30 protein-coding genes and 2 pseudogenes are annotated in these 22,568 nt (G+C 34.7%); 8 read left to right on the top strand and 24 right to left on the bottom strand.

All coding sequences use genetic code 11. The features are described from left to right. Positions 1-91: 91 nt before the first annotated feature. Together AC3WVZ_RS01600 and AC3WVZ_RS01595 are read left to right on the top strand one after the other, a co-directional pair. Positions 92-598: pseudogene (locus AC3WVZ_RS01600) on the top strand (VanZ family protein); the annotation flags it as partial. 86 nt (positions 599-684) lie between these two features. Continuing rightward, entirely contained in the window at positions 685-1,392 is a 708-nt protein-coding gene (locus AC3WVZ_RS01595) for an IS6 family transposase (RefSeq protein ID WP_233935413.1), read from the top strand. Between the two features lie 82 nt (positions 1,393-1,474). Here AC3WVZ_RS01595 and AC3WVZ_RS01590 read toward each other — a convergent pair whose 3' ends face one another. After that, entirely contained in the window at positions 1,475-1,687 is a 213-nt protein-coding gene (locus AC3WVZ_RS01590) for a hypothetical protein (protein WP_098148346.1), read from the bottom strand. Further along, entirely contained in the window at positions 1,674-1,916 is a 243-nt protein-coding gene (locus AC3WVZ_RS01585) for a hypothetical protein (RefSeq protein WP_425594307.1), read from the bottom strand. Before AC3WVZ_RS01585 ends, AC3WVZ_RS01590 begins: the two co-directional genes overlap by 14 nt. A 400-nt stretch (positions 1,917-2,316) precedes the next feature. Here AC3WVZ_RS01585 and AC3WVZ_RS01580 point away from each other — a divergent pair, with 400 nt between their 5' ends. Continuing rightward, on the top strand, positions 2,317-2,643 hold the full coding sequence (locus tag AC3WVZ_RS01580) for a DUF4183 domain-containing protein (protein ID WP_098148347.1): 327 nt from the start codon (positions 2,317-2,319) through the stop codon (positions 2,641-2,643). A 70-nt stretch (positions 2,644-2,713) separates the two neighbouring features. Then, positions 2,714-3,100 (top strand): DUF4183 domain-containing protein, encoded by a 387-nt coding sequence (locus AC3WVZ_RS01575; RefSeq protein ID WP_098148348.1) that lies wholly within the window; start codon positions 2,714-2,716, stop codon positions 3,098-3,100. A 380-nt stretch (positions 3,101-3,480) separates the two neighbouring features. On the opposite strand, the gene AC3WVZ_RS01570 is transcribed toward AC3WVZ_RS01575, so the two are convergent. Beyond that, positions 3,481-3,630 carry a hypothetical protein gene (locus AC3WVZ_RS01570; RefSeq protein WP_233935923.1) on the bottom strand — a complete coding sequence of 50 codons (150 nt, stop codon included), beginning with the start codon at positions 3,628-3,630 and terminating at the stop codon, positions 3,481-3,483. Positions 3,631-3,836: 206 nt separating this feature from the next. After that, positions 3,837-4,379 (bottom strand): site-specific integrase, encoded by a 543-nt coding sequence (locus AC3WVZ_RS01565; protein ID WP_233935922.1) that lies wholly within the window; start codon positions 4,377-4,379, stop codon positions 3,837-3,839. Between the two features lie 51 nt (positions 4,380-4,430). Here AC3WVZ_RS01565 and tnpC point away from each other — a divergent pair, with 51 nt between their 5' ends. Then, positions 4,431-5,834: an IS66 family transposase gene (tnpC, locus tag AC3WVZ_RS01560; protein WP_100910632.1), complete on the top strand. Its 1,404-nt coding sequence runs from the start codon at positions 4,431-4,433 to the stop codon at positions 5,832-5,834. A 172-nt stretch (positions 5,835-6,006) separates the two neighbouring features. Here the strand turns inward: tnpC and AC3WVZ_RS01555 are convergent, their stop codons facing one another. The 4 genes from AC3WVZ_RS01555 to AC3WVZ_RS01540 all read right to left on the bottom strand — a co-directional run bounded on the left by AC3WVZ_RS01555 (position 6,007) and on the right by AC3WVZ_RS01540 (position 7,677). Beyond that, entirely contained in the window at positions 6,007-6,492 is a 486-nt protein-coding gene (locus AC3WVZ_RS01555) for an ArpU family phage packaging/lysis transcriptional regulator (RefSeq protein WP_065484904.1), read from the bottom strand. A 29-nt stretch (positions 6,493-6,521) separates the two neighbouring features. Continuing rightward, positions 6,522-6,686, bottom strand: a complete 165-nt coding sequence (locus AC3WVZ_RS01550) for a hypothetical protein (protein WP_197235180.1) — start codon at positions 6,684-6,686, stop codon at positions 6,522-6,524. A gap of 104 nt (positions 6,687-6,790) precedes the next feature. Then, the gene (locus AC3WVZ_RS01545; protein ID WP_142326415.1) at positions 6,791-6,922 is read right to left on the bottom strand and encodes a DUF3983 domain-containing protein; all 132 of its coding nucleotides are present in this window, start codon (positions 6,920-6,922) and stop codon (positions 6,791-6,793) included. Positions 6,923-7,074: 152 nt separating this feature from the next. Next, positions 7,075-7,677, bottom strand: a complete 603-nt coding sequence (locus tag AC3WVZ_RS01540) for a DUF6944 family repetitive protein (RefSeq protein ID WP_233935921.1) — start codon at positions 7,675-7,677, stop codon at positions 7,075-7,077. A 1,180-nt stretch (positions 7,678-8,857) separates the two neighbouring features. On the opposite strand from AC3WVZ_RS01540, the gene AC3WVZ_RS01535 reads away from it, so the two are divergent. Next, positions 8,858-9,328 carry a hypothetical protein gene (locus AC3WVZ_RS01535; protein WP_233935920.1) on the top strand — a complete coding sequence of 157 codons (471 nt, stop codon included), beginning with the start codon at positions 8,858-8,860 and terminating at the stop codon, positions 9,326-9,328. A gap of 171 nt (positions 9,329-9,499) precedes the next feature. Here AC3WVZ_RS01535 and AC3WVZ_RS01530 read toward each other — a convergent pair whose 3' ends face one another. The 10 genes from AC3WVZ_RS01530 to AC3WVZ_RS01485 all read right to left on the bottom strand — a co-directional run bounded on the left by AC3WVZ_RS01530 (position 9,500) and on the right by AC3WVZ_RS01485 (position 14,386). Beyond that, positions 9,500-9,667, bottom strand: a complete 168-nt coding sequence (locus AC3WVZ_RS01530; protein WP_065484910.1) for a DUF3954 domain-containing protein — start codon at positions 9,665-9,667, stop codon at positions 9,500-9,502. Between the two features lie 71 nt (positions 9,668-9,738). Continuing rightward, positions 9,739-10,005 carry a hypothetical protein gene (locus AC3WVZ_RS01525; protein WP_065484912.1) on the bottom strand — a complete coding sequence of 89 codons (267 nt, stop codon included), beginning with the start codon at positions 10,003-10,005 and terminating at the stop codon, positions 9,739-9,741. Then, positions 10,002-10,277, bottom strand: coding sequence for a helix-turn-helix domain-containing protein (locus AC3WVZ_RS01520; protein WP_233935918.1), 276 nt, complete (start codon positions 10,275-10,277; stop codon positions 10,002-10,004). Before AC3WVZ_RS01520 ends, AC3WVZ_RS01525 begins: the two co-directional genes overlap by 4 nt. A gap of 30 nt (positions 10,278-10,307) precedes the next feature. Next, positions 10,308-11,135 carry an ATP-binding protein gene (locus tag AC3WVZ_RS01515; protein WP_233935917.1) on the bottom strand — a complete coding sequence of 276 codons (828 nt, stop codon included), beginning with the start codon at positions 11,133-11,135 and terminating at the stop codon, positions 10,308-10,310. Continuing rightward, entirely contained in the window at positions 11,083-11,973 is an 891-nt protein-coding gene (locus tag AC3WVZ_RS01510; RefSeq protein ID WP_233935916.1) for a phage replication protein O, read from the bottom strand. The genes AC3WVZ_RS01515 and AC3WVZ_RS01510 overlap by 53 nt, the downstream gene beginning before the upstream one ends. Before the next feature lie 215 nt (positions 11,974-12,188). Continuing rightward, positions 12,189-12,836 (bottom strand): sigma-70 RNA polymerase sigma factor region 4 domain-containing protein, encoded by a 648-nt coding sequence (locus AC3WVZ_RS01505; protein ID WP_233935914.1) that lies wholly within the window; start codon positions 12,834-12,836, stop codon positions 12,189-12,191. 254 nt (positions 12,837-13,090) lie between these two features. Beyond that, positions 13,091-13,411 (bottom strand): hypothetical protein, encoded by a 321-nt coding sequence (locus AC3WVZ_RS01500; RefSeq protein WP_233935912.1) that lies wholly within the window; start codon positions 13,409-13,411, stop codon positions 13,091-13,093. Between the two features lie 341 nt (positions 13,412-13,752). Further along, a complete protein-coding gene (locus tag AC3WVZ_RS01495) occupies positions 13,753-13,908 on the bottom strand; it encodes a DUF6906 family protein (RefSeq protein WP_233935911.1) in 156 nt (51 codons plus the stop codon). A 15-nt stretch (positions 13,909-13,923) separates the two neighbouring features. Further along, a complete protein-coding gene (locus AC3WVZ_RS01490; RefSeq protein WP_023523419.1) occupies positions 13,924-14,112 on the bottom strand; it encodes a helix-turn-helix transcriptional regulator in 189 nt (62 codons plus the stop codon). Positions 14,113-14,179: 67 nt separating this feature from the next. Continuing rightward, positions 14,180-14,386, bottom strand: a complete 207-nt coding sequence (locus AC3WVZ_RS01485; RefSeq protein ID WP_098679599.1) for a helix-turn-helix domain-containing protein — start codon at positions 14,384-14,386, stop codon at positions 14,180-14,182. 169 nt (positions 14,387-14,555) lie between these two features. Between AC3WVZ_RS01485 and AC3WVZ_RS01480 the strand changes: the two genes are divergently transcribed. Further along, on the top strand, positions 14,556-14,891 hold the full coding sequence (locus AC3WVZ_RS01480) for a helix-turn-helix domain-containing protein (RefSeq protein WP_065485279.1): 336 nt from the start codon (positions 14,556-14,558) through the stop codon (positions 14,889-14,891). A 7-nt stretch (positions 14,892-14,898) separates the two neighbouring features. On the opposite strand, the gene AC3WVZ_RS01475 is transcribed toward AC3WVZ_RS01480, so the two are convergent. Both AC3WVZ_RS01475 and AC3WVZ_RS01470 read right to left on the bottom strand, forming a co-directional pair. Further along, positions 14,899-15,051, bottom strand: a complete 153-nt coding sequence (locus AC3WVZ_RS01475) for a hypothetical protein (RefSeq protein WP_023523059.1) — start codon at positions 15,049-15,051, stop codon at positions 14,899-14,901. Positions 15,052-15,305: 254 nt separating this feature from the next. Further along, positions 15,306-16,499, bottom strand: a complete 1,194-nt coding sequence (locus AC3WVZ_RS01470) for an AimR family lysis-lysogeny pheromone receptor (protein ID WP_065485281.1) — start codon at positions 16,497-16,499, stop codon at positions 15,306-15,308. A gap of 836 nt (positions 16,500-17,335) precedes the next feature. Between AC3WVZ_RS01470 and AC3WVZ_RS01465 the strand changes: the two genes are divergently transcribed. Continuing rightward, entirely contained in the window at positions 17,336-18,436 is a 1,101-nt protein-coding gene (locus AC3WVZ_RS01465; protein WP_098679598.1) for a tyrosine-type recombinase/integrase, read from the top strand. Here AC3WVZ_RS01465 and sph read toward each other — a convergent pair. The 4 genes and pseudogenes from sph to AC3WVZ_RS01445 all read right to left on the bottom strand — a co-directional run bounded on the left by sph (position 18,375) and on the right by AC3WVZ_RS01445 (position 22,524). Further along, positions 18,375-19,421: a sphingomyelinase C gene (gene sph, locus AC3WVZ_RS01460; RefSeq protein ID WP_233935909.1), complete on the bottom strand. Its 1,047-nt coding sequence runs from the start codon at positions 19,419-19,421 to the stop codon at positions 18,375-18,377. The genes AC3WVZ_RS01465 and sph overlap by 62 nt on opposite strands. 76 nt (positions 19,422-19,497) lie before the next feature. Further along, positions 19,498-20,349 (bottom strand): phospholipase CerA, encoded by an 852-nt coding sequence (gene cerA, locus AC3WVZ_RS01455; protein WP_000730997.1) that lies wholly within the window; start codon positions 20,347-20,349, stop codon positions 19,498-19,500. Positions 20,350-20,695: 346 nt separating this feature from the next. After that, positions 20,696-22,065 (bottom strand): annotated as a pseudogene (locus AC3WVZ_RS01450) (IS1182-like element ISBth7 family transposase); the annotation flags it as partial. Positions 22,066-22,179: 114 nt separating this feature from the next. Next, positions 22,180-22,524 (bottom strand): potassium channel family protein, encoded by a 345-nt coding sequence (locus tag AC3WVZ_RS01445; protein WP_000948210.1) that lies wholly within the window; start codon positions 22,522-22,524, stop codon positions 22,180-22,182. Positions 22,525-22,568 lie beyond the last annotated feature (44 nt).

Raw genomic sequence — 22,568 nt, 5'->3', positions numbered from 1 at the left:
AATTATTTCTATTTCGAAAGATTTTAACTTTGTATTTAAATATTTTTAGCGCTATAATGATAAACGAATTTTCATTGAAAGGAGTTTTACTTTGACTGCATATTTATTTCCAGTAAAAACAGCATTTATTTTATTCCCCTTTTTAGCAATGTTTCTTTTAATCCCTTTTTTAATATTTAATTATCGAAAATACGGTTATTTAAATAAATGGCGCTCATTTATTTTATACTCATTATTACTTTACTTATTAAATGCCTATTTTCTTGTTATTTTGCCGTTACCACAAACGTTTGATACTTGTAGCCTACAACCAGCTAATACACAACACATGCAACTCTCACCATTTTATTTCATACAAGAGATTAGTAGTCATACATCGGCAGTTTTAACGAAACCAGCTACTTATTTCTACTTATTAAAAGAGTCTGCGTTTTTACAAGTTGCATTTAATGTTCTATTAACTGTTCCATTCGGTATTTACTTACGTTATTATTTCCGACGTAGTTTCTTACAAACAATTTGCATTTCCTTTTTCCTTTCACTATTTTTCGAGCTAACACAAGTGACTGGATTATACGGTATATACAATTGTGGGTTCTGGTGCAAAAAATTAGGTTAATTGCAAGTAATCTTCTAATTTTGGACATACTGATACGATTACTCTACAAAAGGGATGTGATCAGTATGAAAAAGGACAATTTGTTTAAATGGAAGCATTACCAACCAGATATAATTTTATTAACTGTACGTTGGTACCTACGGTACAATCTAAGTTTTCGAGATTTGGTGGAAATGATGGAAGAAAGAGGATTATCTTTAGCTCATACAACGATTATGCGCTGGGTCCATCAATACGGACCGGAACTGGATCAACGGATCCGACGTCATCTTAAACAAACAAATGATTCATGGCGAGTGGATGAAACGTATATAAAAGTAAAAGGGCAATGGATGTATTTATACCGTGCGGTTGATTCTGAAGGAAATACGATTGACTTCTATCTCAGTAAAACTAGAAATCATAAGGCTGCAAAGCGATTCTTTAAAAAGGCTTTGCAGTCTTTTCATGTCTCAAAACCTCGTACAATCACAATTGATAAAAATCCTGCTTATCCAGTTGCCATCACTAAATTAAAGAGCGAGAAAAAAGTGCCGTTAGGCACTCAAATTCGGCAGATAAAATATCTAAATAACGTAGTGGAGCAAGACCATCGATTCATTAAAAAACGTGTACGCTCTATGTTAGGATTTAAATCTTTTGGCACCGCTACATGTATACTTGCAGGAGTAGAAGCCATGCATATGATAAAAAAAGAACAGGTTGATTTACGGGATCAGTCTGTTCAAAATCAAAAAGAATTTATTCATCAATTATTTGGATTAACAGCGTAAAGAATGATTCCAATAGGAATCCTCATTATTTCTTGGGAACGTATCCTTTCTTTGCACCAGAACCGCTTTTCCTTTTTTATGGCTATTGTTTTAAGAATTCATCCACCGCTTTATTAAGTAAACTAATCATTGCTTCTCTCTTTTGCTTTGGTGTTGTGTTATCTTCCAACTCATTAAAGATTGGAATTGCACTTTTTAACTTCTGTTTATCGATACGCTCATTTACAAGATCCTGTCCTAACATTGAAATGAATGTACCAATTACAACCGCTTGTTCTTGTTTAGTTAATTTCATTTATCTCACTTCCTTTAATCAAGCGACCTTGGATGGGATCAGCTGTGTGTTCAATTATAGAGTCAGCTACTACTTTCCCGCCTAATGAAATACCAACCTTACAATCCATTCCTACCGCTTTGATATATTCAATCTTTTTAATTCCTACAGATTCTTTGACTATTCCTCGAACATAAGTTATATCAGCTTTCGTTGCTAATCTATCCGCCAATATTGTTACTCTTTGTATTCATTCTTCAATCGTTTGTTGTAGTCCAATAACTTGCATTCTTAATTCAACAATTCCACCTTTCATGTTGTTGGTTTTATTCCCCTCCTTCATACTCCTCCTAAAGTAAAAAATAGTCCTTCGGCTACTTACTCGCAACTTGACGAACTATCCAATGAACTTCCTGCATCATACTATGAATGGGATGAAAAAAAGATGCATGGCTACCACTATCATAATTTCCATAATCTGAATTCGAACTAATTATATTTGGTTAATTTAATTTTTTTATACCATATTTTATACCATATTTTATGCATATAGCATGATAATTAACTTTCATTGTTTCCATTTAACATATACATGTTTTCCATGCTTTTTCATACAATATTGTATCCTTGTCTGAAAGGGGATGATTCTTATGAAGAATACATTTAAATATTCTAATTGTAATCCAAAACGGCCACTTTCTATTATTTTCCCTACACATCACGCTATTCAAAATGTCATGTACCATGCTCTTGCAAAACAAAATCAATTAGTCTATACAAACTCTGACGGCATAACAGCCTATAATAGCTCTCCTATCCTTTCACCGAGCGCTGTATCTTATATCAACTTCTTTGTAAATGGTGTCATTCAACCTTTAAATACGTATTCGGTAGAAACAGGAAAGTTAACTCTATTATCCGAAACAGCACCTATACCTGGGACACCCCTTACCCTCCAATTTCTTACTCTGTATTAGTAATCACAATATACCTTGACTAGCATATATTGTAACGAAAACAATTTTTGCGAGAAAAGGAGGTTATACGATGGCTTTACAACTTATGAAAATCGCGGTCGCTGGTTCTACTACAACTACGATTGATCCAGCGGATTCTCGTTTCTTTTACGTCACAACAGCACCTATTACAGGCGGCAGTACCTTAACAATTGATGCAGCTGATTTTTTAGATGATACTGGAGCATCTGTAACTACTTTACCAACCTTGGTTACAGACAATAGTTATTTTAACGTATATGTCAATGGCGTATTGCAAATGGAAGGAATTTCAACTTATACAGCAGGAGCTACAGGCGTTGGTTCATTAGCAATTGCCGTTCCGGGAACAGTAACTGACACTATATTAGCTGGTACACCTATCGTACTAGAAATTGTACAATTCACTCCTAATTCAACTACGACTGTTGCAACATAAGAAAAGGGCCTGTAAAAGGCCCTTTTCTTATGTTGCAACAGTTTTTCAGATAGAAATTTGCACCCATACTTATTTTCTTCTGTGTAATCTTATTCTACACCATTTTATCACGCATACCTTTCCCCTTGTATCATGGACAGTTGATTTCAAATCTAGAAACTTTCATCATGAACCGTCTAGATAAAAGATTAACGAAATTTTTATGAATTACATTTTCCAAATCTTCTCACCATACAAATATAACACGTTTCTTCCAAAACACCCGACACTTTTCCTGCCAAAAAGTGGTCACGATTCTGCCACTCTTTATCCACTTATTTCAAACTTTTTAATTTCATTTGTTAATTCTACTGAAGCTCCTAAAAATGTTTGTTCCAAATTCATGATTTTTTTTGAATTAGCCATTCTGGATATGCCAATTGCTCAAGTATCATTCTATAATAATCTGGGTTTAGTCTTAATGTATTAGGGTTTTCTCTCTGTTGCATTTGATATTGAACCAATGCTTGTAATAACTCTTCACACATCATCTGTTCCACCTCTCATTCATTCTATATAACTTTTATACGTCATGTGCATATTTTATACCTTCCAATTACCCATATGTTTAATTGTGTGTAACTGACCCCTTCGCCAAATCCCTTGGTATCATTGATTTCATTTCACTTTCTCTTTTGAGTTACACAGTACGAAATTTATGAGTAACTGTATAGATTTAAAAAGAAAAAAGCAATGATTAGATTTTAAACCTAGTCATTGCTTTATCCATCGCATCTTGGTTTACACCTATATAACGTAGTGTGACCTTCTCTGACGAGTGATTGAATATCTCCATGAGTAATGCTATGTTTTTCGTTTGCATGTACATGTGATACCCGTACGTCTTTCTCAACGTATGCGTTCCTATTTCATCTAATCCGAACTCTGCTGCCGCTCCACTTAGTATCTTATATGCCATACTACGACCGATTGGACGATTTTTTCCCTGCCTACTTTTTAATAGGTACTCATCATCTTCTCTGTTTTCATTGAACCATCGAAGCTCTCTCTTTAGTGCTGCTGTTATTTGTATGCGTTTCTGCTTACCTGTCTTCATTTCTCGCATTGAGATATGACTACCTTTTAAATCTCCAACCTTTAGTTTTAAAATATCACTGATACGTAACCCTGTATTGATTCCCATTACAAATAAAATATAGTTACGTGCATTCTTTTCTTTTAAATATTCGTAACTACTCAGCCACCTTTCGGTGTCTTTTTTAAATTTTACTAGTTTCATATGCCTCCCATTTGTAAATACTGAGTATATCAAACAGGGGAGGTGAATCTTATGGTCGATCGAAAAATTATTTTAGATACATATAAAAAAGGACCTGAAGCTGTTATTTCTTTATTCGAAGAAACATTTTCTAAGTTAGAAAAACGTATACAAGAACTAGAAAATGCTTCAAAAAAAAACTCCAAAAATAGTCATAAGCCACCTTCTACAGATGGTTTGGGTAAGCCCGTTACAAAAAGTTTGCGCAAACCGTCTCATCGTCAAACGGGTGGCCAGTTGGGCCACAAGGGACATACTCTTGGTTTGACAGCGACTCCAGATCATACGATTACACATTCTCCTACATATTGTACTTGTTGTCATACTTCCTTGAACCACGAGCCTGTAAAAGGGTATCGCATTCGCCAAGTGTATGACTTACCACCTATTCAGATCGAAGTGACAGAACATAAAGTAGAACAGAAAGAATGCCCACATTGCCATTCTATCCAAGAAGCCCAATTTCCTTCGACAGTATCTCGTCCTGTTCAATATGGTCCAAATATAAAAAGACTGATTCCCTATTTAACGCATTATCAATGCATTTCTTTGAAGCGAACAAAAGAATTCTTTCAGGATTGTTTTGGACATTCTATAAGCGAAGGAACCCTGGTAAATCATACACAGGCTTTCGCTTCTCAATTGCAGCCATTCATAAAAGAAGTAAAGGAAAAGATTCTGCAGTCTCCTGTTGTCCATTTTGATGAAACTGGTATGCGTGTAGAAAACAAAACACAATGGTTACATACTGCCAGTACACCGGAGGTGACATTGCAACATATTCATCAAAAACGTGGAAAAGAAGCAATGGATGCTGGAGAAATCTTGCCATCTTTTTCTGGAATTGCGATGCATGATGGTTGGAAATCGTATGATGCGTATACAGATTGTCGTCACGTTTTATGTAATGCCCATCTCTTACGAGATTTACAAGGAATTATAGATAGTACTGGAGAACAATGGGCACAACAGATGCAGAAATTTCTAACGCAAGCGTTGACGATGAAAAAGCAATCCGAAGGTACCATGCCAAAAGCGACGCAAAAGAATCTGTTTATTATGTATCAATCCATATTGAAAGAACAACAGATTCTTTCCACGAAACAAAAGAAGAAAGGAAAGCAGACGCCTTCTCAAAATTTATGGAATCGCTTCGTCAAGTATTCTGACAGAATTCTAGCGTTTTTAGAACATCCAGCCATTCCATTTGATAACAATCAAGCAGAACGGGATATTCGGATGACGAAAGTAAAACAGAAAGTGTCTGGGACTTTCCGAAGTAAGAAAGGCGCAGAATCTTTTTGTCAGATACGAAGCTTTATGAGTACCATGAAAAAACAAAAACAATCGGTCTTACAAGCGATAAACCAAGTCATAGAAACTAGAACGGTTCCTTGGAATAACACGACTTCATAAGAGAATTTCTCTATTTGGCATAGATTCTTTCTCTGATTGGAGTATTTTCTTTTCATGTTTTCGAATCGGAAACATGTATTTGGCCTGTTTTTTTATTTGAAGAAGCTGAGTAGTTACAAATATTCTTTGATTTGTTGTATTTGCTCTGAATCACGTATGGGCTGAACAAAATTCATGATTCATTCCCTCCAGTTTCTTCAGTTTCATAAACTTCTAATCTAAGAGCAAAGGCCAATTTATAAAACGCTCTCGCTTTCACACGTCGATACGTACGTTCACTCATGCCAATTTCGTTATACACCATATAATCGCACACATCTTCGTCTTCTAAATACCGTTTAACTATAATGTCCCTCTGATTTTTTCCAGCTGTACTGTTTCCGAATCGACTTAATGCTTGTTCCACTCGAAATGCCATTTTCTCTAACCATTCTTCCCGCTTACTTTGTTGCATATTAGAGATTGCTACATCCTCTAACGGTTTGCCAACTGCATGTGTAGGACCATGCTCTCTCCTTTCATAAGAAGGAGTGACTTTCATTTCCTTACGCATCATTCCAAATTGCTTATATATACGTACACTTTCAAGAATACCCTCTACTTTCTCTTGTGTTGCTGCTCTATCGATTTTTGGTAAGAAAGATAATTGCTTCGTCATTCCAGACCACTCCTTTTATTTTTTATTTTTTATTGCTTTTGCCTTAACGCTCCACGTCTACGCTCATAACAAGGTCTATGCATCCCCATTAAATCCTCAATTTCACGCGTGCTAAAATTCTCTTTTGTTTTTTTCTTTTTTGCTTGTTTAGTTTGTTTTTCCCATTTACGTAATTGATCTCTTAGTGCTTTCATTTTTCCATCCCCCTTACAAAATAAGAAAGAGGACACCATTTCTTAAAACAGCTTGATTGCTGCTCTAAAAATTGGTGTCCTCTAGTTTTCTAGCCGGACTATATTTATTTCATGATGCTAGGCTGTATAAAAAGATTTCTCCAAGCTTTATCTAGTCTTTCTTGCTCTTCTTTTTGTACAGCCTTTGTACGACGAGCGATTGCTTTTTTTAATTTCTTTTTCTTCATCTTATTCAAACCCATCACTCCTTCTCTTTAAACACCCTTACTGTCCATTTTCGGGCGTTTTAACTAATTTGATACCATTACATTCAAAAATAATTAAAATGTGAATTGTACCTATTTTATAAATTCCTTTCCCTCACAAAAGGATTATTTTATTAGGTTTTCTATGAATTATTTTCCTCTATCTCTTGGATTTCTTCTCTTATTTGACCGATTAATGAAACTACTGAACCGACCGCTTGGACCCAACTCCCCGTAATCACTATAAGCTGGCCACCCTCCTCATCGCCTTCCGAAATTTTCTCTACTTTATCCCGACTAGCTTTCAATTCATCTATTCCACCTATTGCCTGTAATGAATTACCAGTCGCTTGTAACAAATTCCCGATAATGTTATAAGATTCATCTATATTGGAACTCTCCTCTATTTCCCCACCTATTGATGTAACACCACCTAATGCTTGTATCCAATTTCCTGCAATCACTAATTTTTTCTGTGTTTCATCTTCAAATTCTATAATGAGTCCTGTTAGAACCGTTACATTACCAATTGATTGGATTTCGTTCCCAATCAATTCAAGGGATATTTCTCCTTGTCCATCAGCTTCCAGACCATTCCCCGTTGCCTGTAATACATTCCCCCATACATTCAAGTCTTTTCTTAATCCGCTGTTCAATTTTTTTAAAGGTGTACTCCCAATCGCAGCAATAATTGTCCCTACTGCAACAAACCAAGCGCCAACTATCTCCTTAATCGGATCATCCATTCTCAATCTACTCCGTCATTAATTTAGTACTTACAGGATATGAATTGGCACAGCTTCATGTTAATGGCCTACTTCTCTCCCCCTTGGAGAAACGAGTAGTTAGCTTTTGCTAGCTGCTCTTTATTTGTAAGAAGCACTCAATTAACTGGACTAACATATACTATGCTGAGCTCCTTTCTTTATAAAATAGTCGTTATAAAATGAGACTCGTCACGAGAGCACTTTATTAAGTGCTCTTTTTTGGTTTTAAAATAAAACAAAATGAAATTTTTGTTTCGTTTTCTTTCATGCATATTACTTTGACATGTGTTTATACTATAGATGTAACTTTTTGTTACAACATATATCTGTATTGATTGAAACCTCTAAAATTGTACAACAGGGCAGTTAGCTATTTCGGCTAGCTTGCTTTGTTGTATAAAATAAATTTTTGATATTATTTCGGTCACACTTTTTACAAACAAACATTTATGTTTTCATTAAAAACTTGTCACCTTTTAACTAGACAAGCATATGCTATTGTATGAGGAAACTCTCCACTCATAAAAATCTACCTTTCTTGTCAAAGAGCATGCTTATATGCGTGCCCTTTTCGCTTGTTATGAAATAAAAATTTTCTTTAAACTTGCACATAAACTGAAAGCATACATAAGATTTAATTGCCGATACTTTTTCATATAGATCTTGATCAAAGAGCGCTTTTCCGTGCGCTCTTTCTTGTTTGAATAAGAATTAAGAATATTTAATTACAGCACTCATATACTCTTATAGGTATAGTTGTTAGCGTCATGGAGTGCTCTGGTCAAGCACTCCTATTTTTTATGCCAAATAAGAATTTCATTTCCATGAACCGTTTTATCCAATTTACATATAGTAATATCATCCAAGTGAATACCTGGGTTGCTCTGGACCAGCTTCCTGGTGTTCCTTGTGTTCCTGTTACAAAAGAATCCGTTTAGCATCAGCGGGTTCTTTTATTTTTCTGTATAAAATAACTCTTTTATTGTGTTTTTAATTTACAGTACTGCTCTCAAAAAACATTCATATATATGTATTGAATACAATTTGAGATCCCTAATATATCAAATATTTTTAAGAACTGACTCACCAATACAATTCGGTTTATCTTTACAAACGCATTAAAAATAAAATAGATACACAAAAAGGAGCTTGATTATTTGTGAATGATCAAAATGATAAGAACTCAAAAATTCATAAACCTTGTCCTTGCTCTTGTCCACCTCCTACAGCTAACAGCTTAAATGTTGTTCAGACTACCCCAACAATCGTTTCTGTAAATTCTGCAATTCCACTAGATACCGTGGTACATTCTAATGGTACGGCAATCTCATTTACACCACCAACAACCGTTTTGCTAGAAGGTGGAAGAACCTATTTGGCAATCTATGAAGTACAAGTAATTATTCAACCCGGAGGCAATTTCGCAGGTATCACTATGTATCTGAATAATAATGCCCTCATTGGCTCAGGCACTTCTTTAGGATACACTGCAGGATATACCTCTGTATCAGCACCCGCCATTTTTACTACACCTTCAGGTATAACAAGTACACTTACTGTTCATGTAGGACCTTATTCTGATTCATTAAATACTTTGGGGTTAACTCTTGCTGTTGTAGCATTAACCTAATAAAACCTTATTCCTTCTATATTAATTTTTCTTTGTAGTCTTGTTGAGGTTTTTTTAACTCGTCTCTTAGAACTTTGATATAACTACATATAAAAATTACTTAAATTGATAGAACTAGTGAATTAGCTAGAACAATTGCTGATTCATCTTTTTTTATATAAAATTCAAATTTTATCGCTTAAACTTAACAGTAGATGTGGTTTGTGTATGAGACACTTTTCCATCTACCCAATGAACAACTTGTTGTCCATATCTGCTTTCTGGCGGTTTAAAAAAAATGATTTTCCCATCTTCCACAATGTAGATGCCATTTGTTTTCATGTCTATTTCACTTTTCATTTATATCCGTCTCCTTTGCATATGTTTGTCTATTACACGAAATACAAGAGCTCTCTTGATGAAAAAAAACCTTAATCTAGCTCCATAATTTCTTTCAACGTTCGATTGGACACATATACTTGAATGATTTGAATTCTCCCGTACGTTTTTTCCGCTTCTTCTTTTGCTTCAGCCTCTGTATTTACTTCAAACCAATGTAACTTCTGCTTTTCATCTTGGTCAAAAAATTCTACTGCGTAAGTTGGTGTAACCAAATGACTAGAAAGGAGTTGTTCAGACGTGCTGCATGCAGCATAATCCAGGTTTCCTACAACATCTTCAAAGGTTAGCTGTTTCATGCCCCTAACCCCAACGCCCTTTTTCCAATCACACCTTTTCTTGCTAAATCCATAATCAGTAGCGCAACTTCATCTGGATCACGTTGCATTTTTTCACCAATTGTGAATACACTTTCATTGTTGTTCCATGCTTCTTTCACTTGCACTACTTCATCTTCATCCCACAGCATGTCTAGCTCTTCTAAAGCAATGTACAAGTTACGTCGCTCATTCTTCATGTACTTTCGTTGCTGAGCTGAAATTGTATAGTTTTCTAACTGTAAACCCTTCATAAGCCTACACTCCTCTCCTATTGGCATATATTAAGAACTCTCTCCGAAACGCTGTAATCTTTGTTTAGCAATCTCTCTTCGATAGCTTGTTGCTTTATTTTCAATTGTCAAACTCGTTTCCACCATACGATCATAAGATCGCTTCCCCACTTGTTGTAACATTTCTTTCGGCTTTAAATTACTTGTATACAAAGTAGGCATCTCTTTTCGATAACGTCCATCAATGATATTAAAAATCTTTTCTTCCACCCATTCCGTCGCTTTCTCAGCTCCGATATCATCAAGAATAAGTAAATCGCATTCTAATAGTGCTCTCATAATTTGCGTTTCATTCTCCTTGTTTTCACTGTTAAACGTACTACGGATACGTTGAAGCAATTCTGGGACACTTTGAAATACGACGATGTATCCTTGCTCTGTCAATGTTTTTGTAATGGCGGCTGCTAAATGTGTTTTCCCATTGCCAGGTTCTCCCCATAACCAAAGTGATTCTCCTTGCCATCCTGGAAAAACTTGTACATATTGTGTCGCTAACTGGCACGCCGTCTCTGAACCATTTCGCTCTAGAAATGCTGAGAATGTACTTTTATCAAAACGATTTCCCACGTTATGAATGCTAAATATCTTTTCAATTTCCCTTTGCTTCGAGAAATTTTGATACTCTCTTATTTTCGCTTCTGCACGCTCTACTACACATTCGCACGTGGGAAATACTTTATTTTTTATTCGTAATGCTGGTACTTCTACTACGATTGCTTTAATAAAAGCGCTACAGTGTTCACAAGTATAACCTTCGTCGCCCTCTTTACAAGCCGATGTATTCAAAATCCTCGTCATCGCTCTTCCTACCGCTTCCATGATTTTTTGCCCCTTTTCTAGCATTCATTTGGATTGTTAGTTGATCAAACTTTTCACGTAGCTTTTTAGGAGATAAGATGTTTCCTTGCCAAAAAAAATCTACTTGGCACCAATCAATCACATCTTTTATCTCTTGTAATTCACGTTGATCCTTTTCACGCATTAATCTAAAATCATTAGACCAAGAATCAAAATTAGGTTCTTTTTGCTTCGGATTATTACTTTTAATTTTTTCAAACAAATATTTTGCTGCATTGACGTCGCAAGTTTCAAACTTGTGACAATACTTCTTTTTATTTGTAGTAATCTCTGTAGTATTCTTTGTATTTGTCCCACGTTTCAATGTGGGAGCCTCCTCCGTTTTAATGCGGGAGCCTCTCTCGTTATAATGTGGGAGGGTGTCACTTTCTGATGTGATAGGGTCTTGATATAAAATAGATATTTTTTCAATACTCTCCACGATTGGTTCTACATACATCACGTTGTTATGCCTCTTTCCGTTAACTATGATCGTACGAAATTCAATGGCGATTAATTCTCTTTTCACTAAGTATTTGCACGCCTCTAATACTTGTCTTTTGGTAAAACCAAATGAATCAGCTAATTGTTGATAACTTTTTTGAAGTTTGTCTGCTTTAAATTTTTGTTTATACTGGATTTCATTCGTTCTTTCATCCTTTATTTCAGTTGGTTTATACCAATAAAAAATCTCGCTAAGTATTGTAATTGCAACCATATAGGGCTTACCATTTTCTAAAGTAAGATACTTAAACCACCCCTGATCTAAGGTGTTACCTTGGAGGTTTATTCTTGCGACTTTCAGCACATTGATATTCATCCCCGTCACCCTTCTCTAACCAACAATCTTTCTAGATATTTTTATTCTCTAGTTATTTCATATTTCTCGACCCAATCAATTGAATATTCTTTCTGTTACAATCATGATTAAATCGTATTCTTTCACGAATTACCCTTTCTCTTGATCTGTGAAAACAGGTCTTTTTTGCATCTCGCATGCAACATGTGTTATGATGAACAACACATATATTTTTATTAGATTACCAGCCCCAACTGGTGGTTTCTCTTTATCATCCTTTTCCCTGAAAAAAAGGATTTTTGTTTCATTGGCTTATAATTTGGATTCATTTTTAAAAATGCACGTGTCTTTTTCGTATGAACAGTAGATTTTTTCATCTCTAATTTCACAGCAATCTCCTGTTCGGTAAAACCATACCCAACATGCATAATAATTGTTTTTTCCTCTTCTTCCCATATACTTGTGACTTCCTGAATTCCTACTGATACCATTACTTCTTTTTCCACATTAATTGGTGATACGGCATAAAATCCATTTTCTACTTCCTCCTCTCGATGCAAATCAATCGAATGAATATTCATTTTATTCCTATCCTCATAACTCACTCGTCTGCTGATTTTAAAAGGCGTTCCTTTCAAGTGAATTTCATCACTCATTGCCCATTTCATGCCTTTCATCACGTATGCATTGAAGGTATCTCCTCTCTCTGGATCAGACCTCACACAATGCTCCCATAAATACATATGGCCAACTTGCATTAAATCATCCAACTCCATATTATTCATTTTTGCAATCTGCCTAGCTCTTGCGATACTTCCAAATTGTTGCTTTATTGCTGCAATTACTACATGTTGTTTTTCTTCAAATAATTCTTGTGCCGTCATTTCCTTTTACCATCCTTTCTTGTTTTTAGTTATCATAGTTTGCTATACTATAAGAGCATTCCGGTTACTTAACTCACTCCTGTTAGGTATACTGCTCTAGACTGATATTGCCGATGAGAAGACCTAATTCTAGGTCTTTTCGTCATTCTGGAAGCATTTACATGAAGATAATTCAGAATATATCTGATATACTAACTGTGATGAATGTCAATGCAATTCAAGTAGTATGACTTATGTACAGAAGGAGTCCTATTTTATAGGGCTTTTTCACATGCAACTGATTTCCTACAAAGCGTACTAAAATGTGTTCTCTCCACAACTGAAGCATCAATCCCCCTACTTCTTAAATGTGTTACAATCCCTTTTATATGCGTACGTTCCTCATCATACTTTTCTTTTGCACGATAGAGTGCCGCCAATTCCCTTCGAGCTAATCGAGCTTCTTTGAGCCAGATGCAAAACTGATAGGGATTATTCTTTTTTAGCGCTTCGACTTGCTTCTTTTCACAGTGCTGTAAGAATTCATCGAGTATTTGTTTCTTTTGTAAGTCTTTTGTTAGAACTGGTTTAGTCATGATGGTTTCTCCTCTTCTTTACATGCAATAGCACACATTAATTGGACACTTTTACCAGTGTCTTTTTAAAAGAATTCATGATAATTTAAAAATAAATAGAATACTTTGACACTCATTTAACTTGTATTCTATTGCATAGATACCATATTCTCATTAACCGCCCATTAGATGGTATCGAAAAGCCCTTTATAGGGCTTTTTCTTATGATTCATGCATAATTGCATATTATTTATCTATATAGGTTTAGAAAAGTTATGCTATAATACATTCGTGTAGAATACTCACATTCCATGTTGACGGCTCTAGCATTCCGCTAGAGTCCTTTTTCTTTTTCACAAACCCTACGCACTTGGAATAACTCGTCTTGAGTTCGTATGACGATGCACCAAATGTAGTCGTCCATCTGCTTTCTTATAGATCAACCAATTTTCTAGATTTAACTTATACGAGTTAATATGTATCTTCTCTCGCTTCGTTGGTCGTTTACCGTTTTTCACTTGTTTCCTCTCCCTCTATTTCTCAAACAGCTCGTCCACTGTTGTTTTGAAGTATTTTGCTAGTTTTTGAGCCTCTTTTAGGGTGAAATCACTTTTACCGTGTTCTTTAGCAAAATAGGTTCTCGGTGCAATGTGAATCAAATTTGCTGCTTTCTCTTGTGTCATGCGTTGTTCTTTTCTAGCGATGTATAGGTTTTTATGCATGGGGATCGCTCCTTTTAAAAATAATTTCTAGATTCTACAGTTTAAGTTACCTCTGTTAACTATAAAATTAAAAAAAATCAATAAACAACTCATCTATAGAAACCTTAAAGATACTTGAAATCCCCAATAACTTCGCAGTTGTGGGTTGCAATTTACCATTTTCCATCAGGTTTACTAAAGAATGACTACAATCTAATAACTCTCCTAATTCTCTCTGTGAAAAACCTTTATTTTTCCTTAATAAATAAAGCTTCTTACCATTAAATTTTTTCATCTTCATCCCCCTAAGTTACTTCTGTTAACATCATATAACAAAATACTTTCTTCTGCAAACCTTTTTTATGTACTTTAATGGTTTTACTAAAAAAGCATTGCTTCATTTACTTATTTTAGTTATTATAATCATAGAAATGTTTAATTCAGTTAACCGGAGGGTGTTAGTAATGGTAACATTAGGAGACCGTATCAAAGCGATTCGTACTAAAAAAAATATCTCACAACAAGAGTTAGCAGACGCTTTACATGTTAATCGTTCTGCAATATCCTTATACGAAACTAATAGAAAAAGCCCTTCGAGAGAAAATACCTATAAAATAGCTACCGTATTAGGTGTATCGATAGATTATTTATTAGGTTTACAAACCGAGCCTTCTTTTCAAACTGAAAAGATTAATTCTGAAACTGCCCAACTTATGAAGCGTCTTGATAATATGCCATCCGAAACAAAGCAAACGATTATAAATTTAATTGATGACTTACTTAAAATACACGAAAAATAAACCATGATTATTGAGTATTAATCATGGTTTTAATTTTATTGACCATATGTATAAACTCTTCATCCTCACTAAAAATTTGTTCCAGTACTAACATCGTTTTAATTTTTTCTTCTACGTTTTGCCATTCCTGTTGAATTTTTTCCCCGTTTACTTTATTCATATTATCTAATCTCCTCTATAAACGATTATCTCAACACCTACTGTAAATTAGCCCCTTTTCTATAATTTTATTACTAGTTCCGATAAAAATCTTCAGATTAACCCAAAAACAAATTGTTTTTTTTCAGCAAAATATATTGACAAATAAAAAACCACTTAATGAGATACATTAAGTGGTTCCCTATAATTCAACCGCCTGGCCTAACATCCATATAATTAACAGATTTACATAAATTTCTTTCTTCTAATCCCTTATTAGAGACAAATGGTATCAGTATTAAAGTCAACATCGCTGAAAATATCAATATTTGCTTCTTCAAACTCATTCCCTCCAACCTCTTGTTTATAATCCATCATCCACTTAATTATAGCAGAATCTTCCCCACGCTTATATAATTCTCTTGCGCTTAAACTGGAAAAAAGGTAATTACCTTGAGTAAAGAATTGCTGAAGACATTTATGTAAGCTTTCATTTGATCCATCTTTCATTGCCCTAAATAAAACAATGAAATCTTCATTGTCTTTCTGATAAAAAACTTGAGCATATTTATCAACGTCAGCCAATACACTAGCCATTCCTTCTGTTTCCGCAGCATAATACATTTCTACCATTTTCATATTATAAAATGCTTCATTCTCGTAGCCTTGATCACCAATCCCTTTAGATAAATCATAACCTTCCTTTAGCATTGATAAACATTTCTGCTTATCTTCAAGTAAATAAGACATGCCAATTATATATGATGCATCTGAACTAGCCTTGAGGCCAACGTTTGCATTTTTAATAATATAAGCATATTTTCTCGCCATATCCCTATTATTTGAGCGCAGATGTACAGGCGCTAAAACCTCATATACCTTATAAAAATAGCAATGTTGGATAAAATCTTTGCGCCCACCGCTTAACTGTTTCAGCCCCTGCTCTACTTCTTTACCAAGTCCAATCATCATTGAGAACTCTTTAGAAAAATAGTAACCATAACATTTCATAATACTAATTAATATTCTCAAACAACAATCCGTAGGTTGGCGTAGGCTATTTATTTCTTTAATCAGTGATTCCCCATCAATCTCTCTTAACATATATCGATACAGTATTTCATAAACGTCCACAAATTCCTGAATACTCCCTTTATCTTTTCGATATTTTCCTATCAAACGCTTTAACAATTCCATATCCCTGATAATCGAAGCATACTCGAAGCTTTGTTTGATTAATTCAGTGGTATCAACTTTCAAGCAAAAATCACGCATGGTAGTTTTGTAGTTTTCATCAGGCAACGTTAATACTTGCGACAATTTCAAGAGACCGCAAAAACTAATGGTCCCACTTTTTTTGAACTTAGACATATATTGAGGACTTACTCCAATAGCCTCAGCAACACTCGCATATGTTAACTCAGGTCTACTGTCAATTAATTCACAAACTTCAACATGTAACGACTTCAAAGTAATCTTTCCTCCATCCAGTATAACATAAAAGCCCTCAGCTTTAATTTTCTCAATACAGGACACATTCTAAATTTACTAGGTGTGTGTTACACTGACGAGGAACTCGTATGATGCAAATGTTTGTCCTAAGGTAGCTAGGATGAACGGTGTGAGAAGTTTTGTAGGATGTACCTCTTACACACGCTCTGCGAGTTTTTATGTTTGAATTTATTTTGTTTTTTTTATGATTATTCTGTCTAATTGACTAACAGAAACCCCTATACTGTATACAAGATTAATGTTATCACGAACCTATATTCCCTTCCAACCCCTTACAACTTGATAAATATATGTCTCGAGAAATTTGTTCTATTTCCATAAAAATATCTTGGGATATTTTCCATTTTTAATGAATCTTGGTTCATTTTTATTATATTCTACCGAAATTAAATCCAGAAGTCAGCCAATTTCTGATGATTGTACCCAACCAATTTCGATTCTAATTACAATATTGCAATGAGCAAATTCGTATTTTTCTCAATATGTGTCAACCTATTTTTATGGTATTATGATTTTATCCTTACTTGTATCATCCTGATTGGTGTCCCTCACCAATCTCCCCACTAATCCTAGTGGGGAATTTTATTTTTTGAGTATTTTCGGATTTAAATATGCTATACTGTTTTAAACGGCAATTTTATTTTCATGTAGGTAATATGTTATTAAAATTAAAGTGGTTAAAGTCAAAGAGAGGCTCTCAATTTATTTTGGGAGCCTTTTCTTTTGGTAACAAACAAGTTATAATCTACTCAATAATTGAATCATCAATCTTTATACATACAGGAGGGATTCCTATGGTGATCTACAAAGATAAAGAACGTGGAACATATTTCTTCGTTGTCAGAGTCCGTCAGTTTGATGGTACTCAAAAGCAAGTAAAGCGTCGTGGGTTTAAAACAAAAAAGGAAGCACGTGAAGCGGAAGCTAAAATGTTAGTTGAAAAAGAAACGAACTCTAGTTTAACTTTTGCTCAAGTTGCGGATAGTTATTTTGATTGGTATTGTCAGAGGAGGAAACAGTCTTCAATTAACACCATTAAAGCCATCCTTGAAAATCATTTACTAGAAAAATTCGGGAAATCAAAAATTAACAATATAACTGCTAAACATATCATGGTCTACCAAAATGAAATTATTCATAAGTATTCAGCTGTTTATTTAAAAAAGATTCATACCGTGCTGTCCTCAATTTTTAATTTCGCAATAAAATTTTATGGTCTCACAAGTAATCCTGCGAGAATTGCTGGCAACTTTGAAAAAGAATCAAATAAACGATTAAACTTTTGGGAATTTGATGAATTTAAACAATTCATTCATGTAGTAGATGATTTACTGTATCAAGCTTTTTTTACGACTCTTTATTATAGCGGGGCAAGAACTGGCGAATTGCTAGCCTTAACATGGGCAGATATTGATTTTGAAGAAAAATCGATTGATATTAATAAAACCAACTATAACAGACAAATTACAAAACCCAAAACCAAAGCATCAAATCGCATTATTATGCTACCGTCTCTTGTCATAGACTTATTGAAAACATTAAAAGAACATGCTACATTAAGGGCACCGATAAAAAATGATTATATTGTATTTGGTGAATTTTATACAAGTATAGCGACAGCTACCCTTCATAAACGTTTTGCCAAATATATTGTTGCTTCTGGAATACCCAAAATTCTACTTCATGAATTTCGACATTCCCATGCATCATATTTAATAAATAAAGGGGTAAGTCCACTGGTGGTAGCCCAACGCCTAGGACATTCGGATGTTTCAACAACGTTAAATACATATAGTCATTTATATCCTTCAAAACAAGCGGAAGTGGTTGCATTTATGGAACAAGATTTATCATTTTCGTTACCAATTTGTGACCTAATCTCTTTAAAGAGTTGATAACGTGCACTTCACAATGATCAGAGTAATCATTATACGTATATTTTTGGAACCATGATGTAACAGTCCATTGTGGAGATTTCGGCTGTAACACCTTATTCTCTATATACGATGGGTTCGCATGGTCTTTGCTTGCAATAATATAATCTAAATATTCGGCAGTACTATCAGGGAAATTATATTTTGCAATACTGTTTGTCGTTGCATCCCAAGTCGCTGTATGTCCAGTATAAGATGGTACAGAAGCGTTCAATGTTTTAAACATAGATGCATACTCTGAATCATTATTGTTCTCTGCATTTATCTTATTTACGTTCATATCACCACCAATTAACACATACTCATTATTTGGTATATTTTTATTTTTAATAAAATCTTGAATTTCTTTTAATTGGTTCGTACGTACAGATGCTGGTGAAGTTTTTCCGCACATACTATCTTCAGCCTGCAAATGCGTCCCAATCACGTGAACGAAACGATCATTTTTCTTAATTTTCGTGTATACAAATCCTTTATTCGATAAATTATCTGGCCCGCATCCTTTTGCAAATACATATTGAATCTTTTCAGCGATTGGCCATTTGCTCACAATCGCAACGCCACCATCTTCAGGAGTTGAAGATGAATAGTTTCCTAACGTTTTATCCCATTCACTTCCACTACTACGACCTAATACTGCTGTTTGATTTGGATATTCTTTCTTCAAATTCCCTAATAAACGATCTGAAGCGCTATTATCAAACACTTCATTTAATATAACTACATCTTGATTCTTTATATAATCTGCCGCCCCGATTAAATCAGCACGCTCAGTTTGTCCCCAGTTCGGATATAAGTTTGTTGATAGCATATATACATTATGCGTCATCACTTTTAATGTATCATTTTGATTTGTAGACACTTCTGCTTGAGCTGACGTTCCGCTATATAAAGCTCCTAAACCAACACCTAAGCTAAGTACACCTTTTAGCAATTTACCTTTCACGTTTCATACCTCCATGTATTGTATAGTGATAAAAAGGCCAAATACTCTATTCTGAGATTTGACCTTTTTTAAATACTTAACGATTTCCGTACGTATCAAACCAAAGCTGAATATATCCAGCAGTAACACGTTGTGCATCCATTAAACGCTTACCTGTCATTGGTGTAACTTCAGCGCGCCATTTATCTGCATATTCTTGTGATACAGCAGCTCTCACGAACCAATCTTTCGTATTATCATTTACAATGCCAGCGTAATCTTGTTTCGCAACTACTGCCGCTCCATGAATCCAATCTTCTGGATTCGTACCTTTCCAGTTCCAATATCCATTTCCATCCGTTACTTTATAATTATCTTTTATCGTATCTACAAAGTTTTCATATTTAGAATGGAATCCTTGTGGATACGATAGATTCGTAAAGTTTGCCGCATGCATCGGTTGGTTTACATCCCCTAAATAATGAAGAGATAATCCTAAATAGAAGAACGCTTGTTTCATATCTTTATTTTTATAAGACTCACCAGCTAATTTAAAATATTTAGCTCCTGTTTCCTTTGCTTGCTTTGCATACGGAATATAAGTTTTCCCATTGTCAGGGTCATAGAAATGTGAAGCAAATGTGCTATTATCATAATAAGGATTTTCATAGTCAGCAGCATAAATACCGTTCTCTAACTCAGTACGCCATTCATTTAATAGTGCAACTCGATCTTGTTTTACAAGTGTTGTATTACGAGACATAATATCAATTGCACGGTTTACAATCCATAAATGAGAATTCACGCCTTCTTTATGTTTATCTTCAGCAGACCAGCGCGGAATAACTCCAAATCTCTGTCCCCCATCATTTTCATGAGCAAATGCAACACTTTGTAATGGAGCAACTAATGTAATAGCTGCCGCTAAAGCAAGTACTTTCTTTTTCATATAAAATCCTCCATTTTATAATTGAATTATTGTAAACATTTTGTTAGGATCCTATGATGTCGTCCGGTTAACCTATGACTAGAATATCCCACCTTTCATGAAATTTCTATCAATAAATTAAAATATACAAATGTTCATATCATTATAACTTTATACACAGTGAATATAATGAATGAATACACTTTCATTTTAATAAACTATTATTAAGGCTTGTCTAAACTAATGTAAAAAAAAGTAAAGCATCTGAATGCTTTCAGAGTGTTGGGAAACCCTTTAGGGTTCCCAACACTCTGGAATCTTTTTTGATTTTAGCGAATAAAAACAACATAAAATAATAGAATTTTAAAAAATAGCCCTCCACCTGACCCTTTTTGGTCAGGTGGAGGGCTATTTTTTTCATGTTTTGACAAGCTGCGGTGAGATAAGCTTGCATTTGGACAGACTTCAGCCCTCGAAACCGGGCATAGCGGTAGCCATGTAGTTCTTTGGCGTCTGCAAAGCTTCGCTCTATAGTGGAACAGCGTACTTTATACAACCTTTTCCCTGTAGCTGTTAGCTTGTTTTTTCTAGCAATATCCTTATATTTCTCCCACACATGATGAGTGATAACTTTTTGTTTTTGTTTCTTTGAAAAGCACACCTCACGTAACGGACAAACAGCGCAGTCTTCTGGATTCGATTTGTATTGACGGTATCCTTCACGATCAGTTGTTACATATTCTAGAATACATCCCATCGGACAAGCGAAAACATTCATTTCTTCTACATATTTAAATTGGCTTTTCGGTACTTCTTTATTCCGTTTTCCAAATCGGCGATACCCCATCACCATAAATATATTCCGTTCTGATAGTTTCTTACAGATATATCCTGTAAAATAGCCAGCATCAAGGGCAACAGCTTCTACTTTGAAGTCGAATTTATCAATCTGAGCTTGGAGGCGTGCTAAATACGGCTCGGAATCTGCCATATTTCCAGCCGTTACATAGGTATCTGTAATAATATTGTACTTCGCATCAGTCGTACGATGATCCAAGAAATGAAAACCATTTGGTTTTCCATCTCTCATTAAAAATCCACTATCTGGATCCGTTGTACTTATACGAGTTTTTTTGGTAGGGGTATCACTTTCCTTTCTAGGTTTTAATTCTTTTTTCCATGTACCTCACGATCTTCGATTACCGCAGCTTCTAGCTCGTCTATATAAAACTTTGCTTTTTCTTTTTTATATTTATGTACAAATTTATTTTTATTGGCATTGGCCTTAATATGTGTAGAATCTGTCATCAGTGCACGTCCTCCTACCATCCGGTGCTCCGTCGCTTGTCTCACAATCTCATCAAAAATTTCTTCGAAAATATTTGTATGAATAAAACGAGTACGACGATTCCAACTGATTGTAGAGTGATCCGGAATAGTATCCGATAGAGAAAACCCTAAAAACCAACGGTAGGCAATATTCGTTTTAATTTCCTTTTCCAATTGACGCTCAGAACGAATACCGTAAAAATATCCAATAAACATCATCTTAAATAAAACAATAGGATGAATGGACGGGCGTCCATTGTTTTCACAGTAATAAGGGCGTAACTTCTCTTCAATAAAATCAAAACTAATTGTCGCTTCAATTGCACGAAGGAAATGATCTTGTGGAACCAACTCTTCTACAGAAACAGATACACGCTCATCACGATGATTTTTTAAAGCACCCATCATAAAAAATCTCTCCTTTTCCTCTTTTTTATCAGTGTTGACACATAAAAAGAGGTTCAGACACAAAAACAGGCTGTGGAGAAGACTTTCTCCACAGCCTGAAAGCATCTGAATGCTTTACTCTTTTTTTCTATTCGATAATATACTTGGCAATTGTACATTAACTGCTAACTTATGAATAAATCCAAACACTAGTCCAATCCCAATAAATATGTATAAGATTGTAAATATCTTTCCGAAATCAGTTTGCGGACTAAAATTCCCATCACCGACAGTCGTCAACGTGACCACACTAAAATATAAAGCGTCAATAGGACGTAATCCTTCAACTGTACTATAAAAAATCGTACCCGATATTAAAGTCAAAATTGTTAATACAAATAATACTTGAAATTCTTTATCTTTCCACGCTCGTAAACAGGCTCTTAACATTCGCTTTAAAGTTAACAAAAATGAAAGCATTAGATTCTCCCTTCCAAACAAAAATACATTGAGTCAAAGGAAAG

It is taken from the genome of Bacillus sp. CPT56D-587-MTF, from assembly GCF_058792335.1.
The sequence above is the reverse complement of the archived record's forward strand: the minus strand, read 5'-3'. Positions and strand labels throughout refer to the sequence as shown.

What these genes read in the sequence shown, in the direction of transcription:
- AC3WVZ_RS01595 (WP_233935413.1), top strand. Translation starts at nt 685, where the DNA reads ATGAAAAAGGACAATTTGTTTAAATGGAAGCATTACCAACCAGATATA.
- AC3WVZ_RS01590 (WP_098148346.1), bottom strand. Translation starts at nt 1,687, where the DNA reads ATGAAATTAACTAAACAAGAACAAGCGGTTGTAATTGGTACATTCATT.
- AC3WVZ_RS01580 (WP_098148347.1), top strand. Translation starts at nt 2,317, where the DNA reads ATGAAGAATACATTTAAATATTCTAATTGTAATCCAAAACGGCCACTT.
- AC3WVZ_RS01575 (WP_098148348.1), top strand. Translation starts at nt 2,714, where the DNA reads ATGGCTTTACAACTTATGAAAATCGCGGTCGCTGGTTCTACTACAACT.
- AC3WVZ_RS01570 (WP_233935923.1), bottom strand. Translation starts at nt 3,630, where the DNA reads ATGATGTGTGAAGAGTTATTACAAGCATTGGTTCAATATCAAATGCAA.
- AC3WVZ_RS01565 (WP_233935922.1), bottom strand. Translation starts at nt 4,379, where the DNA reads ATGAAACTAGTAAAATTTAAAAAAGACACCGAAAGGTGGCTGAGTAGT.
- tnpC (WP_100910632.1), top strand. Translation starts at nt 4,431, where the DNA reads ATGGTCGATCGAAAAATTATTTTAGATACATATAAAAAAGGACCTGAA.
- AC3WVZ_RS01555 (WP_065484904.1), bottom strand. Translation starts at nt 6,492, where the DNA reads ATGACGAAGCAATTATCTTTCTTACCAAAAATCGATAGAGCAGCAACA.
- AC3WVZ_RS01550 (WP_197235180.1), bottom strand. Translation starts at nt 6,686, where the DNA reads ATGAAAGCACTAAGAGATCAATTACGTAAATGGGAAAAACAAACTAAA.
- AC3WVZ_RS01540 (WP_233935921.1), bottom strand. Translation starts at nt 7,677, where the DNA reads ATGGATGATCCGATTAAGGAGATAGTTGGCGCTTGGTTTGTTGCAGTA.
- AC3WVZ_RS01530 (WP_065484910.1), bottom strand. Translation starts at nt 9,667, where the DNA reads ATGAAAAGTGAAATAGACATGAAAACAAATGGCATCTACATTGTGGAA.
- AC3WVZ_RS01525 (WP_065484912.1), bottom strand. Translation starts at nt 10,005, where the DNA reads ATGAAACAGCTAACCTTTGAAGATGTTGTAGGAAACCTGGATTATGCT.
- AC3WVZ_RS01520 (WP_233935918.1), bottom strand. Translation starts at nt 10,277, where the DNA reads ATGAAGGGTTTACAGTTAGAAAACTATACAATTTCAGCTCAGCAACGA.
- AC3WVZ_RS01515 (WP_233935917.1), bottom strand. Translation starts at nt 11,135, where the DNA reads ATGGAAGCGGTAGGAAGAGCGATGACGAGGATTTTGAATACATCGGCT.
- AC3WVZ_RS01510 (WP_233935916.1), bottom strand. Translation starts at nt 11,973, where the DNA reads ATGAATATCAATGTGCTGAAAGTCGCAAGAATAAACCTCCAAGGTAAC.
- AC3WVZ_RS01505 (WP_233935914.1), bottom strand. Translation starts at nt 12,836, where the DNA reads ATGACGGCACAAGAATTATTTGAAGAAAAACAACATGTAGTAATTGCA.
- AC3WVZ_RS01500 (WP_233935912.1), bottom strand. Translation starts at nt 13,411, where the DNA reads ATGACTAAACCAGTTCTAACAAAAGACTTACAAAAGAAACAAATACTC.
- AC3WVZ_RS01490 (WP_023523419.1), bottom strand. Translation starts at nt 14,112, where the DNA reads ATGCATAAAAACCTATACATCGCTAGAAAAGAACAACGCATGACACAA.
- AC3WVZ_RS01485 (WP_098679599.1), bottom strand. Translation starts at nt 14,386, where the DNA reads ATGAAAAAATTTAATGGTAAGAAGCTTTATTTATTAAGGAAAAATAAA.
- AC3WVZ_RS01480 (WP_065485279.1), top strand. Translation starts at nt 14,556, where the DNA reads ATGGTAACATTAGGAGACCGTATCAAAGCGATTCGTACTAAAAAAAAT.
- AC3WVZ_RS01475 (WP_023523059.1), bottom strand. Translation starts at nt 15,051, where the DNA reads ATGAATAAAGTAAACGGGGAAAAAATTCAACAGGAATGGCAAAACGTA.
- AC3WVZ_RS01465 (WP_098679598.1), top strand. Translation starts at nt 17,336, where the DNA reads ATGGTGATCTACAAAGATAAAGAACGTGGAACATATTTCTTCGTTGTC.
- cerA (WP_000730997.1), bottom strand. Translation starts at nt 20,349, where the DNA reads ATGAAAAAGAAAGTACTTGCTTTAGCGGCAGCTATTACATTAGTTGCT.
- AC3WVZ_RS01445 (WP_000948210.1), bottom strand. Translation starts at nt 22,524, where the DNA reads ATGCTTTCATTTTTGTTAACTTTAAAGCGAATGTTAAGAGCCTGTTTA.